The 12,868-nt window shown below is 42.4% G+C and carries 13 protein-coding genes and 1 pseudogene; 4 read left to right on the plus strand and 10 right to left on the minus strand.

Features of this window, described 5'->3' with window-relative positions; translation table 11 throughout:
- Positions 1-40 precede the first annotated feature (40 nt).
- The 3 genes and pseudogenes from queE to P9687_RS05780 form a co-directional block, all read right to left on the minus strand.
- Complete coding sequence (gene queE / locus P9687_RS05770; protein WP_168985989.1) at positions 41-766, minus strand: 7-carboxy-7-deazaguanine synthase QueE; 726 nt, start codon at positions 764-766, stop codon at positions 41-43.
- The gene (gene queD / locus P9687_RS05775; RefSeq protein ID WP_014095513.1) at positions 756-1,247 is read right to left on the minus strand and encodes a 6-carboxytetrahydropterin synthase QueD; all 492 of its coding nucleotides are present in this window, start codon (positions 1,245-1,247) and stop codon (positions 756-758) included. The genes queE and queD overlap by 11 nt, the downstream gene beginning before the upstream one ends.
- A gap of 330 nt (positions 1,248-1,577) precedes the next feature.
- Positions 1,578-1,836 (minus strand): annotated as a pseudogene (locus P9687_RS05780) (IS5/IS1182 family transposase); the annotation flags it as partial.
- A 143-nt stretch (positions 1,837-1,979) separates the two neighbouring features.
- Between P9687_RS05780 and P9687_RS05785 the strand changes: the two are divergent.
- Positions 1,980-2,426 carry a hypothetical protein gene (locus P9687_RS05785; RefSeq protein WP_152598488.1) on the plus strand — a complete coding sequence of 149 codons (447 nt, stop codon included), beginning with the start codon at positions 1,980-1,982 and terminating at the stop codon, positions 2,424-2,426.
- A 332-nt stretch (positions 2,427-2,758) separates the two neighbouring features.
- Here P9687_RS05785 and P9687_RS05790 read toward each other — a convergent pair whose 3' ends face one another.
- Genes P9687_RS05790 through P9687_RS05800 form a run of 3 tightly spaced genes read right to left on the minus strand, consistent with a single transcriptional unit; the run spans position 2,759 to position 5,412 of the window.
- Positions 2,759-3,328: a zinc-ribbon domain-containing protein gene (locus tag P9687_RS05790; protein WP_080746298.1), complete on the minus strand. Its 570-nt coding sequence runs from the start codon at positions 3,326-3,328 to the stop codon at positions 2,759-2,761.
- Positions 3,329-3,343: 15 nt separating this feature from the next.
- Entirely contained in the window at positions 3,344-4,909 is a 1,566-nt protein-coding gene (locus P9687_RS05795; RefSeq protein WP_080746299.1) for a zinc ribbon domain-containing protein, read from the minus strand.
- Entirely contained in the window at positions 4,906-5,412 is a 507-nt protein-coding gene (locus P9687_RS05800; protein WP_035189915.1) for a zinc ribbon domain-containing protein, read from the minus strand. Before P9687_RS05800 ends, P9687_RS05795 begins: the two co-directional genes overlap by 4 nt.
- Positions 5,413-5,595: 183 nt before the next feature.
- Here P9687_RS05800 and P9687_RS05805 point away from each other — a divergent pair, with 183 nt between their 5' ends.
- Both P9687_RS05805 and nagZ read left to right on the plus strand, forming a co-directional pair.
- On the plus strand, positions 5,596-7,002 hold the full coding sequence (locus P9687_RS05805) for a zinc ribbon domain-containing protein (RefSeq protein ID WP_035189916.1): 1,407 nt from the start codon (positions 5,596-5,598) through the stop codon (positions 7,000-7,002).
- Positions 7,003-7,021: 19 nt separating this feature from the next.
- On the plus strand, positions 7,022-8,299 hold the full coding sequence (gene nagZ / locus P9687_RS05810; RefSeq protein WP_152598489.1) for a beta-N-acetylhexosaminidase: 1,278 nt from the start codon (positions 7,022-7,024) through the stop codon (positions 8,297-8,299).
- 681 nt (positions 8,300-8,980) lie between these two features.
- Here the strand turns inward: nagZ and P9687_RS05815 are convergent.
- Positions 8,981-10,249 (minus strand): radical SAM/SPASM domain-containing protein, encoded by a 1,269-nt coding sequence (locus P9687_RS05815; RefSeq protein WP_235601913.1) that lies wholly within the window; start codon positions 10,247-10,249, stop codon positions 8,981-8,983.
- Positions 10,250-10,597: 348 nt separating this feature from the next.
- On the opposite strand from P9687_RS05815, the gene P9687_RS05820 reads away from it, so the two are divergent.
- Entirely contained in the window at positions 10,598-11,506 is a 909-nt protein-coding gene (locus P9687_RS05820; RefSeq protein ID WP_168985988.1) for a superoxide dismutase, read from the plus strand.
- Positions 11,507-11,628: 122 nt separating this feature from the next.
- On the opposite strand, the gene P9687_RS05825 is transcribed toward P9687_RS05820, so the two are convergent.
- From P9687_RS05825 to P9687_RS05830, 3 genes are all read right to left on the minus strand, one after another.
- A complete protein-coding gene (locus P9687_RS05825; protein ID WP_080746300.1) occupies positions 11,629-11,775 on the minus strand; it encodes a glycerophosphodiester phosphodiesterase family protein in 147 nt (48 codons plus the stop codon).
- Between the two features lie 343 nt (positions 11,776-12,118).
- Positions 12,119-12,370, minus strand: coding sequence for an aminotransferase class I/II-fold pyridoxal phosphate-dependent enzyme (locus P9687_RS17305; protein WP_367613953.1), 252 nt, complete (start codon positions 12,368-12,370; stop codon positions 12,119-12,121).
- A 79-nt stretch (positions 12,371-12,449) separates the two neighbouring features.
- A complete protein-coding gene (locus P9687_RS05830) occupies positions 12,450-12,803 on the minus strand; it encodes an amino acid permease C-terminal domain-containing protein (protein ID WP_080746301.1) in 354 nt (117 codons plus the stop codon).
- Between the last annotated feature and the right edge of the window lie 65 nt (positions 12,804-12,868).

Below are 12,868 nucleotides of genomic sequence, written 5' to 3' on the forward strand. Positions count from 1 at the left end.
AAGAGGGGCTGCCCTGCGTGCGCAGGCCGGCCCTTTTCTCTTATACGCCCCGTTTGTTCCCCCACACCAATGCATGCAATTGGGGAAGGACATAAGCATCATTCATTTCTTCTGCCTGCAAGGCCAGATTGATCAGCCATTCATATCTTCCGGTCAGCATTTTCGCTAATGCATCCCGGTCAGGCAAAGTAACATCCGGATTGCCGACTTGTAAATAGAAGGGAACAGGCGGATAGCGTTTATGGATCTTTTTGGCGTAATCAAAATCCTCCTCGTCGAAAACAACAATTTTTAAGCAAAAATGGCTCCCCGCCATTGTTAACTGGCCAATCATCCAATCCAAAGCCTCAAAATCTGTGTGCATGCCGGAACTCGGCGGTTTTGGCGAAATGGTCACATCATCAACGTCCGGAAGCCAATTTTGCCAGCGTGATCCCTGTGTCTCAACTGCTGTGCGGATATGATGCGTTTTCAGCAAATCAACCAGTTCGCCAAGGCCTTTCAACAAAAGTGGATTGCCTCCCGAAATCGTGACATGGCTGAAGTTTTCCCCTCCTGTTTCTTTCAGCTTCCGGAAGATCTCCTCTGCCGTCATCAGCGCAATCCGGCTTTTTTCCTCCCCGTTCCAGGTAAAGGCAGAATCACACCAGCTGCAGGCATAGTCACACCCGGCCGTGCGGACAAACATGGTTTTCTTTCCGATGACCATTCCTTCCCCTTGTATCGTTGGACCAAATATTTCGATCACCGGAATTTTACTTGCCATCTGTTTCTTCCTCCATCCATTCCCGTTTCATCGTTGCATAACTTTTTGGTGTTTCATAGAGTACCAGTTCTTCCAATCTCGCTCCCCGGTCTTTGTAATCTTTTTGCCGGTTAAGCCGGTTTTCAATCTCTTCCCACATCCAGACCACCATATTTTCCACAGTGGTGTTCATTGGCGGAAGAACGTTGTTTAAATATTGGTGATCCAGTTTTTCCTCAACCGCTTCCTGAAATATCTTTTTCAGATCGCCAAAGTCTATGCTGATGCCAATTTCATTTAAGTACGCACTGCATGTTATTTTTACTTTGTATGTATGGCCGTGCAAGCTTTTGCATTTTCCTTCATACAAATGCAAATGATGGGCAGCATCGAAAGTAAATGCCTTTGTCACAGCTGTTCTCTTATGATGATACTTCAATTGCTCTTTCCGAATATCTTTTCCAAATATCTGGACCTTCTCCGGAATGTGATATTCACTCAACGTTAACATCCTCTCCTAATCATTGCTTATTTCTCTATTATAATGGTATTCTGGAAAACCAGAAAGATTTTGGAATTCACCTTTGTCTTTTTCTAAACTTGGAAACCATAGATTAGTCTGCACATTTTTTTGCCGGGTGTACTTCAGTGTTTCATACTTGGCGTCGTAGTGTCATAACGATAAGAATATTTTTATCAAAGCCCTCTGATTCCGGTTCATTCCTTTTATTGTACGCAATCACGGATTGGCATCCCATACAGTAAACCTGTTGACCGGGAATAAGAAATAAGAAGCCTCAGAAGGTATATGGTCTGATAGAAGAAAGCCTCAGTTTTGTTTAAAAGCAATATCTTCATTAAGCCGTTTCACAAAGGATCGTTGGGATTCGTTCAACAATCTGAATGAAAACAGAGATCACCATGGCTGCATAGTTTAATTTTTCTGATGCGCCAAGATTGGATTTTTTAGAGATGGCATGGCAGATTTTTTCCAAATTTATATCTGAAAAAATGGCATCGTAACGATGGGTAGGCTCCATTTCATATAATTCCTGGATGCCAAAAAAACTTATTTGTCGTATAATGGTCAAAGGGAAGTCCCTCCTGTCTTTTTGGTTTTCTTGACAATTACCATTAAACAAGACTTGGGGAGGTACTTCCTTTTATGTGTTCTGAAACCCTTGGGGTGCAGGAACTTTAAATTATAAAATTCATTCAATTTCGTATAGTATTAATGCACAGTAAAACCATTTATATCGAAGAAGGAGGATTTAAAATTAAAGCATTTTTGATATTTTTAACCTCTATATCATTAATAATACTAATGACAAATGGATGTACTACATCTAAACTAAAGACGGGTAGTATTGGCAGTGGTCAATCAAAAACTGAAGGTTCTTTTCCTGAATTCACTTTAAAAGTAAAAATTATTAATCATGCAACAGATCAAAAAAGGTTTTTGTTAGGTATAGATAGATATGGATTTGAAAACTCTAAAATCGCTGTCTTTCCATCAGCATCCACCCAAATTGTAGACGATAAGTTTAATATCCGGGTCAAAGATGGTATCAAATATACATTAAGCGTTTGGCCTACAAATATGACTCGTAAGGATTATAGAAAGAATTTGCAGAATAAAGATAAGCTGGCTGGAAAATCAAGTAACAATGCTCAAATATAAAAAAGCATTACATTCGTTGCCTCAAAGAAAAAGCCCACTTTAACCATCATAATAAATAAGAGGGATCTAAATGAAGACAATCAAAAATAGGAATTTTATTAGATGTCTTACAACGAGAAATCCTTTTAAGCACGAACAAAGACTGGCTGCGGAGAAAGTTAATAGTTAATATATGCAGGCAAACAACCATCCAATGGTGTAGCTGTTATGGCGGTAGGAACCTGGGCTGCGGTAAAGCGGAAAGCAAAAAAATCTTTCTTAAAAAAACAATGCACAAGAAGCTTTTGCAACCTCTTGAGCATTGTTTTAGTCCTCCGTGCAAACTGTTCAGCTTATTTGTCCATCTTTACAAGATGTATAACATCATCTGCGAGTTCGCCGTCTTCATCTACATAGGATAGCGACATGTGCGAACTGCCTTCCAGTTTCATTACAACGGTATATTCTTCATCTTGTGGGTCTTTTAAATGAATGGTGTCTTTTTCATAAGATGAAACATAAACATGGTCAGTATTCGAAATCTTACCTTCTTCATAAGTCGTGATAGCCATCTGTTTTTTTCCATCCGGTTTGAATTCAATCCCGTAATTTTCATCGTCCGAATCATACCAGTATCCTTTTGCTTTATGAAAAGGAGAATTCGCATGATGAATCAGAATACCCGCTAAAGTCAACACCACAATTGCCGCTACAATCAGGGCAACCTTTTTATTTAATTTCTGCAAAAGTTTGGTAACCGATGCAGTTGCGTGCTGCGATGGCCGTGTTTGCCCGGGCTCCAATGGTTTGCCGCAGCTCGGACAAAACTTGTCTCCCTTTTCTACTTGCGTGCCGCAATGGGTACAAAATTTTGCATCTCCATTACTACCCGTACTTGTCTGAGCCTTAAACTCGTCTTGCATGAGGTTTTCCCCCTTTTATTGTTGTCTTCCAGTATTTGTAGAAAGATAAATGGCTCTGCCGACAAGCACACTGGCAAACGACAATATGTAGCTGGAAATAAATACTCTTAACGGCGATAAACCAAACGAGAATTGATAGGATGCCAAATATGTCCCTTCTGCTGAAAAACGGACAACCAGCATCAGCATAAACAAGCAAAGGCTATAGACCAAACTCAAAACGGCAATCGATCGGTAAGAAAGTATGCCATTCATTTTCATCAGTCTCCACCCAGCATATATGAGCAATCCAATTGGAATAATGGCGGCAATCCAAAGCCAAACGGAAAAATCATGCGCACCCGTCAAAAGCATCGTTAATCCGCCATAATCTCCCGTCCCCTTCAGCCCGCCGAGTAAAGAATAGGAAACAGTATGCTGCCCTTCCGTTCCCAACTTGTATTGGAGCGGTGCAAAGTGGAGGAGCCCCAACACATAAGACCCCATTTGCGAGCCGGCAAGTATATCAGTATAAAGGATTTTTCCTACACTGAAATGAAAATGGGGAATTTCCATTTCGAGCTGGCCGAGCCATTTGTGGATTTTTACAGCTACCACAATGATTGAAATTATGGTAACGGCACCCAGACCAAATGCAAAAGTCCGGACGGCTTCGCAGATTTCCGCACCAAACGGGATTTCCCGTGCAAGATGTTTCAACATATGACGGTAATCAATGGCAAACAGCATACCTAACAAACTAAACAAGCAACCAATGATAAGGGATGCCACGATCAGGCCAAATACCGCATAATGTAAATGGAATTTGACAGCAGCCCCGGCCACCGGCTCATATGTATTCCGGCAAAACAGACTGAGGATTACAGCCAGAACAGTGTAAAAAACACCAATGGCAAGCGCCGGATAAAGTTTTTCAGCAACGGTAGCCGTTCCATGTTTCCGCTGATAGAAAACCCCTGCTGCAAATGTGGAAATAATCGGGATCAGCAAGAGCAGCCAGAAATTGAAAGCATAGGCAAACTCAATGCTTCCCGATGCGACGCCGCTCCCCTCGCCCTCCACTGAAAACACCGGATGTGCGGCATGAGCGGACATCACGGTATTTTGATAGTTGAAAATAAAGGGATGCTTCGAGATATCAGTTTGACCAAGCAAATCTTCCAGCTCATCGGATTGTAAAATTGCAGAAAGATCCTGATAAGAAGTCCGCGTAATGAACGCGGTGATACCGGATAATGCCAACATGATGATAAAAGCAAGGACTGCGGGAATTATGGCTTTTTTTATAAAACCGGTGGAAAATGCCTGCAATTTAAATTTTGCGCGTTCATCACTCTTAAACGGTGTTTCCTTGTTCAAACTGGCCACTGCTGAAGCTTCATAATGAAACAGCGCCGTACCGCAATGCGGGCAATATTGTCCGGCCTCTTCAATCGGGTGCCCGCAGCCTGAGCAGAAACGCGTTTCGGATTGGACAAATTTTAAAGACGGGGCCTCGTTCTCTAAAACTGTGCCGTCCCACCAACAGTAATTGTTTAATTCAGGGTTATCAGTACCGCATGTTCTGCAATACATTGTCATGCTTCCCCCTCTTGGGCCGGTTCAAGTTTCGTTCCGCAGCAAGTGCAAAAATGTGCACCGGCTATATTCTGTTCTTCACAAGACGGGCAGGTTACTGTGGCAGATTTCTCTTTTTTCTGCAACTCGACTTTGGCACCGCACGACCCGCAAAATTTATCATGAACCGTAAGCGGCGCGCCGCAATTCGGACAGGAAAAACCTTGCTCAGATCCGCCATTTAATTCCTGGACAACTTGTTTGATATGATAAAGAGTTTTATCGAGAGCGGCAATTGGTTTAGCCATTTTCAGCCACTTTGGATCTGCACGACTGCCGTTGCGTATTTCCCGATAGGCCTCTTCGCCCAGCTGGAGGATGTATGCCGCACGCTTGGCACCCGTCTCCTGCATTTGTTTTTGCAAGCGGCTGAGTTGCTGTACAGTTTGCAGTTTTTGCTTGCCTTGATAAATTTGATCCTGGATCTTATTCAATCCTTCCCCTACTCTTTCTTGAATCTCCCCCATAAATGTGCCTCCTATTTTTTATTGTTTCTTCTTTACCATAATATGAAAGAAATTGAAAATCAAGATAAAATTTATAAAAAAACTGTAAAAATTTATGGTAGAAAAGTAACAAATCATGTAATATATTGGTAGATATCCTTATAAAAAGTCCTAAATCTACATTCATCCAAAAGGGGGAGGATTATGCGTTATTGTAAACAATGCGGGCATGAACTAAAGCCCGGCCAGACATTTTGTACCCACTGCGGTGCGTCTGTTGAAGCTTCAAAACGGGAAACAGCGGCTGCCAGCGGGGAGAGTAGCCAGCTTCGTAAAGAAGAAACGGGCACGAGATCCAATACAGGGGCAAAACTGAAACAGCTGCCGCCCTATACGAAATGGGTGGCTCTTGCCGTTGTACTGGTCCTTGCACTTGGTTTTGCCGGTTTTAAAACTGTCCAGGCCATGAGCAAGCCTTCCAAAACCGCTGAGCAATTTATCTCAGCCATTCAAAAGAACCAGGCGGAAAAGGTCGCGTCGATACTGAACAATAGCCAAAACGAGGTAAAAGCGGATAAAAATTCCGCCCAGCAAGTGATCGACTATTATAAAAAGAACCCAGACATGTTTTTATCGTTGTCCAAAAGTCTCCGCAGTGAAGCTTCTTCTATGGAAGAAAGCGGAACGAATATCAGCAAATCAAACGATCTTTTTTCGGTTAAAAAGGCCGGGAAAAAGTGGCTGATTTTTGACCGCTACGGCATTGGAGCCAAACCACTTTTTATTAAAGTTAGAAGCAACCGGAGCAACGCAACAGTTTATATTGACAACGTAAAACAAGATAAAATAAAAAAGGATAAGACATATACATACGGCCCATATCTGCCTGCCATTCATAAAGTGAAGGCGACACGCCCAAGCACATATACAACGGTATCGGATTCGGATGAACTGGATCCGCGCGAGGCTGAAAACCAAAATCTGACAGCCGATCTTGACTTGGAGGGCCAGATGATCACGATTTATTCCGATTACGATGACGCTGTTTTGTATGTCAATGATAAAAGTACAGGGAAAAAACTGCGTGATATCGATACGTTCGGTCCTGTTTCAACAGACGGATCGATGAAACTTTTCGCGAAACTCGATACCAACCTTGGTTCGAAAAAAAGCAATACGGTTACTATTAAAGATGATACGGACGAGGTTGATTTTACATTTCCAGGTTTATCGCTCGCGGATGACATTGGTGACAGCAATAATGGGTCAGGCGATACGGATGAAGCTGATATCATTTCCACCATCAAAGAACATTACACGGATATTTCAAATGGCTTCTATGATGCAGCATACGATATGTTCTCCGCTGAACGCCAGTCAAAAATGGATTTTGACAAATGGGAATCCGGCGTTGAAAGCAATGTTTCCAATGATGTAACCGTCAGTGTCGACGCGATCAACGGCAACAAGGCAACGGCCAGCATCTATCTCGTTTCAACTGATGAAAAAGACGGAAACAAAACGGTCAAGCATTTTAAGGGCACATGGAACCTTGTTAAAGAAAACGGCGAATGGAAATTAGGCAACTCCAGCATTAAGCAAACAAATTAAGTAGAAAGAACTTGAAACCATGAAAAAAATTTCTTTTTTATTATGTTGTGTGATTGTGGTTGCAGGGGTGGTCGCAGCCTTACAACACGGCAGAAAAAGCGAAAACCCGAAACCGGCACGCGCGAAAGAAACGGTGCAAAAACCGGTGGCGTCAGAAGTTGAAAGGACTCCGGACAATAATCCGGTAAATATTAGCGAGCAAGCCGATGCACTTGTCAAGAAGATGACACTAAAAGAAAAAATCGGGCAAATGATGATGGTTGGCTTTTACGGTACTAAACCAGATTACGCTATCAACAACTTAATCCGGGAGCAAAAAATTGGTGGTGTGATCTATTTTGACCGCAATATGCAATCGCCAAAGCAAGTTGCTGAACTGAGCAACACCTTGCAGCATACCGCCGCAGCCGGCCAGCCCCATCACCTCCCCCTCCTTTTCGGCACTGACCAAGAGGGGGGAGAAATTTTGCGGATGAGAAGCAAAGTTTCGCCAATCCCATCCCAACAAGTACTTGGAAAGTCGGCCACTGCACGGGGCACTTACAATATCGCAAAAATAAACGGCAGCGAGCTGGCTGCAATGGGGATCCACCTCGATTTTGCACCGGTCCTTGATGTATCAGATCAGGACAGCCGCTCATTTGGCAGCGACCCGCTTAAAACGTACCAGTTTGGGCAAATGGCTGTAAAAGGGCTTAATGATGCAGGTGTCACAGCTGTTTTGAAGCATTTTCCCGGCAATGGCCGGGCAAAGACCGACCCGCATCTTGATACCTCAACGGTGCAGGCCGGCCGCACGGAACTGGAACAAACAGACATGGTCCCATTCAAAAAAATGATCCAGAATGAAAACGGCAGCCGATTTTTCGTGATGGTCACCCATGTGAAATATCCCGCTTACGATGCGGTGAAACCGGCAAGCATTTCCCCTGCCATTATCCAGAGTCTCTTGCGGGATCGCTTAAAATACCAGGGCATTGTCATATCCGATGACCTCGAAATGGGCGCCGTCAGCAATCATTATTCGTTTCAGAAATTGGGGAAGGAAGCAGTAAAAGCTGGCGTCGACATTTTGCTTGTCTGCCATGAATATGAACATCAGAAAGCCGTCTACCAAGGCATTCTTTCCGCTGTCCGCTCCGGGGAAATCAAGGAGTCACGAATTGACGAATCCGTCAGACGTATTGTCACATACAAATTGCAAAATCAGTATCCCGTTAAAGTGAATCCTGCTACAGCCGCCAAAACGGTAGGAAGCAGCGCCCATAAGAAATTGGTGGAAGAAAACCATTCATGAACCTAAAGCACGGTATCAAAACCGTGCTTTTTTCATTTATCTTCTCTTGTCGCTGTCCCTTTCTTTTCAGATAGTTAACAGTGTAAACCATTTGGCTGTGTAACTTTAGAAAGAAAGAGGGGGTGAATAGGATCATGGTTGGGTTGTTGACTTTACGCTTTTAAGTTTCAGCGTCCTAAAAAAAGAGAAATTCCTTGTTATGATATTCTCTATGGGAAGACCTCTTTCTAAATGTATTCGCCAGTCAGCATACACTTAAGTGAAAGTGCGCGTCATCCCATTTCCCCTACACACCTGATTCAGCAGCAGCAGACCAATTGCAAACAAGATAAACGATAGGTACATGAATCTCCTCACCATACGCCGTTACTTGAATCAGTGTTTAAACTCTTTTTCTTCCTGTTTGACTGCAAAATTATAAAAAAGAAACCTGTCAGACATAGATTCTGCTGTAACAGGTTTCTTTTTTACATTGGACACATTTACTGCATCAATATGATACAGATAATGCACCCATTGAGGCCGGGAACCAACTTATTTTAAGTTTCCCGGTATGGATTTCATAATTCTGCCGGATGCAGCATTTTCAACAGGAGATTTTGCAGGACGAATCACTTTCATTCTTTCTCACCACCTTTCACCGCTTCAGATGAATCAGACGGATATTGCCGGAACACGGTATTATGTCTCTTGTAAACTGTCTTTCCAAATCAGAGATAATACTTTTCTCATATTTTTCTTTTCATAGGGACAAGGTTTTTCTCCGGTTAGCATCCGGTAGTACGGGCAGTGGTTTCCCTGGCATGCCGGCCGGAAAAAGCATGACTGGCAGCCGGAGTCGGTTTCTTCTCCTGATGTTACCCATGTGGCAAGTTTGTCAAAATCAATTGCTAAGCTACCATCTTCATGGAGTTTGCCCACTTTATTGATCTCCTCATCAAGGCAGGTCGTACATTTATATAATTGTCCGTCAGCACCGATCACAAATGAATTTGGTTTGGCTGCATAGCAGACGGAAGCAGTTGGCATCATGGATCCTGATATAAGGGAACTCATGCCAAGCCCTCCATCGACAGCTTCTTCGGTAAATTCCCAAATCTTTTGATTGGAAATAATGTGGTTGCAAATCGGAAGTTCATCATCATGCTCCCCTCCCCATCTGCCCACCGGATGGAAAAAGAGGCCAAAGCGCTTATCATGTGCAAAGTAGGCTTTTAAGCAGGCAATCAGATTGCTGATTTCCTTTATATTTTCCTGGTCGAAATTCACGCGGATCGTGAAATCAAAATCCGCACTACATTCTTTTACCGCCCTCAGGTTTTCGATAATTTGATCAAAAGTACCGCCGCCGCCAGCCAGATGCCGGGTCCGGTCATGCATTTCACCAACACCGTCAATGGTCACCATGAACTGCCGGACATTCCAGGAAAGCAATTTTTCAAATGCTTCTTTTGTTAAAAAATAGCCATTCGTGACAACATCGGCAGAATACTGAATCTGGTTTTCCTGCGCAATGGATAAAAACGTATGGGACAAGTCCTCAATTAAAGGCATTTGCAACAGCGGTTCACCGCCGAACCAGCTGATATGTAAGTTTGACAATGTGCCGGCCCTGTCTTTTACGAGTGCTTTTACACCATTAACAATCCCGGGTTTCATTTTCCCGCGCTCAAATTTTTCATAACAGTATGTACAGCGGAAATTGCAGGCTTCCGTTACCAACAGAATCAGGTGCATCATATCTGTTCGGTGCATGGATTCATGCAGGAACAATGCCCTCCGTTTTTGATCCACATGGCCGGGAACGATAAAACCATGATCATATAAAGACTTTTTAACATCCGAATCCAATTCCGTAATCCCGGCCCTTTTCAGACAAGCCATGACTTCGGGCTTTTCGTCTTCTGAAAAACTGACAATAGCTCCTGTATAACTATTGTATAAAATCATGCCATGATCATCCGTACGAGATAATACGTTAAATCTTGATGGAACATAATGTGTGTCCAAAATGTGATGAACCTTCTTTCTATATGAATACTCCCCGCTTACCAACATATACCAAGGCTAATGGTATTTCTTTTTTAAAAAAATAGCAATATCCTTTCTGCTCTCCTTTTCTACAATTTAATGAAAAAACAATCTCCATTTATCAAAACGATCTCGATGAAAAGATCAAGCGGTTCCGCCCTTGTGCAATCAGCATCCTGTTCTTGCACGATTGAATGTTTGAAAGGCATTCAACCTTTCCGTTATCCGGCATATATTATGAACGACTAATATTGGGGAGGGCCTTCATTGTCAGAATATCGTGCGTCATTAAAACAGTGGAGTGAAGAGATCGCAAAGACTTTTCATAAATCTGAAGATGTATTGCGGGAAAACGTCCAGAAAGAAAGGTTGGATGAATGGCAGGAAAATCTCCGCGAATTCCAAAAACTTCTTTCAACCAAAGAACCTTTGCAGGATGCGGATATTTACAACCGGGCGAACAAATTGTATACGCAATTCAATTCTTTTTTGGGAAAAAGCAGTGTTGCTAAGCCGGATGGAAATGGCGGTGCAGCGGCCCTGAAGGATGTGGTGCCAATTGGCGGGCATACCCTTCCGCCGCTTCCGTACGCTTATGATGCATTGGAACCCTATATCGCGCGTGAAATAATGAGGCTGCATCATGATAAACATCATCAAAGCTATGTGGATGGTTTAAACAGAGCAGAAAAAGAAATGCAAAAAGCCCGGGCAACCAATCACTACGGGCTCCTTAAGCATTGGGAAAGAGAAGCTGCTTTTCACGGTGCCGGCCATTATTTGCACACCCTTTTTTGGAATATAATGAGCCCCAATGGCGGAGGGGAGCCGAAGGGAGATTTAGAGAGAACAATCCGGCAAACGTTTGGTGGCTTTGCTCATTTTAAAAAACATTTTTCAGAGGCAGCAAATCAGGTGGAAGGTGTCGGATGGGCCATATTGGTCTGGTCCCCACGTGCAAGGCGGCTTGAAATTCTGCAGGCTGAAAAACATCAAAATCTCAGCCAATGGGATGTCATACCGCTACTTGTTCTGGATGTATGGGAACACGCCTACTACCTCCAATACAAAAATGAAAGAAAGAAATACATTGAAAACTGGTGGCATGTTGTCAATTGGCAAGAGGTGGAGAATCGTTTCAAAGAAGCAGTGAAATTAAAGTGGCAGCCTTTTTAAGAGCCTCTGCCAAAATAAAAAATATCCCCTTGAGTGAGGCTTTGGAAGTCAAGTCCTGATTATTGTGTAAATTGAACAAAAAATGTTTCCGACTAATGGTGTGGCGCGAAAATGCCTTTATCTTATTCCTTCACCAATTGCGTACAATCTGCGAAGGTGGCATCGACTTGCCATTTTTGCAGTTTTTGTTTCGTTTCCCGGTTGTCTACAGTCCAAACGTGAACGGACAGCCCGTTATCGTGTGCGTGTTTGACAAAAGTTTCACTCAAATGTTCAGACTCGGGCTGATTTCATTCGCATAGGATTTCACTTCATCAAAGTTCATTTCTTCGGATCGCCAACTGGATCATTTCTGTATCCAAGGATATTTTTTATGGAAAGCAATCAGGCTCTTTGCGAAAAGACTCGATAACAACTTGCCCCTCACGGCTGTTTTTCCCGATTAAGTCATGGGGGCAAAGAACTTCTATAAGTTTCTGTACCATTTCACTGCCTGAATTTTTGATCTCGATATAATAGGGATAATAGGGGACTGATGTTTCAAAATGGCGGATGATCTCTTCTTGTTCCGGTACTTTTTCTCCCTTATCATCCAGGCTGAACCAGGTTGCCCTACATTATCATTCGAATTAACTCATCCGTTCCATTTCTAAAGATAAACTGATCATGATTTAGCCCTATGTGATGATTAGCCAGTTTTTCTCTTAATTGATCTGCTCGGCTATCCGGATAGAGGGATAGTTTATTGAGTTCTGTTATAATGACCTTTTGAACGTTTTGAGAACAACCATATGGATTTTCATTGGAAGCCAACTTTACTACATCATTAAGTCCATACAAATTTTGGACCTCTTCTATTGGCATTCCTACTATTATATGGTTTAATTCCCTCAAGGTGTTTTTTAAGTTTCATCATTTGCATCTGCAACTTTCAGTAGTAACATTACTTTATTGACGATGTATTAACCTCTTTTTCTTTTACTCTTATCCTACTAGTGTCCTTAATCGATTTAGTTCGCATGAAATAGATCCCCAAGCCAATTGATATCCATATCAATCCTGAAAAAAAGCCTGACCCACCAACTGGAACTAATAAACAAAGACTGATCATTAGAGCTAATGCTGGTAAAAATGGATAAAAAGGAGTTAAAAACTGCGCTGATCTTTCTTCGTGAGTAGATTTTTTTCTAGAAATAAAAAACGCGATCATCGTAAAAATAAAGGTAAGGAGATATAAAAAGCCTGTTGCATTCACAGCGATGTTAATTGAACTTATTATATAAGATGAACTAATCATCTTTGCTCAATTTTTTGGTCCTTTTTCGGGTATAAAGTCTGTAATGATACCAAAAAGGATGGAGA

Origin of the sequence: Weizmannia sp. CD-2023 (genome assembly GCF_036225245.1) — a bacterium.
GTDB classification, from domain to species: Bacteria; Bacillota; Bacilli; order Bacillales; family Bacillaceae_C; genus Weizmannia; species Weizmannia faecalis.

Coding starts and splice junctions, on each gene's coding strand:
- queE (WP_168985989.1), bottom strand. CDS start 766: ATGGCAAGTAAAATTCCGGTGATCGAAATATTTGGTCCAACGATACAA.
- P9687_RS05785 (WP_152598488.1), top strand. CDS start 1,980: ATGCACAGTAAAACCATTTATATCGAAGAAGGAGGATTTAAAATTAAA.
- P9687_RS05790 (WP_080746298.1), bottom strand. CDS start 3,328: ATGCAAGACGAGTTTAAGGCTCAGACAAGTACGGGTAGTAATGGAGAT.
- P9687_RS05795 (WP_080746299.1), bottom strand. CDS start 4,909: ATGACAATGTATTGCAGAACATGCGGTACTGATAACCCTGAATTAAAC.
- P9687_RS05800 (WP_035189915.1), bottom strand. CDS start 5,412: ATGGGGGAGATTCAAGAAAGAGTAGGGGAAGGATTGAATAAGATCCAG.
- P9687_RS05805 (WP_035189916.1), top strand. CDS start 5,596: ATGCGTTATTGTAAACAATGCGGGCATGAACTAAAGCCCGGCCAGACA.
- nagZ (WP_152598489.1), top strand. CDS start 7,022: ATGAAAAAAATTTCTTTTTTATTATGTTGTGTGATTGTGGTTGCAGGG.
- P9687_RS05815 (WP_235601913.1), bottom strand. CDS start 10,249: ATGATTTTATACAATAGTTATACAGGAGCTATTGTCAGTTTTTCAGAA.
- P9687_RS17305 (WP_367613953.1), bottom strand. CDS start 12,370: ATGCCAATAGAAGAGGTCCAAAATTTGTATGGACTTAATGATGTAGTA.
- P9687_RS05830 (WP_080746301.1), bottom strand. CDS start 12,803: ATGATTAGTTCATCTTATATAATAAGTTCAATTAACATCGCTGTGAAT.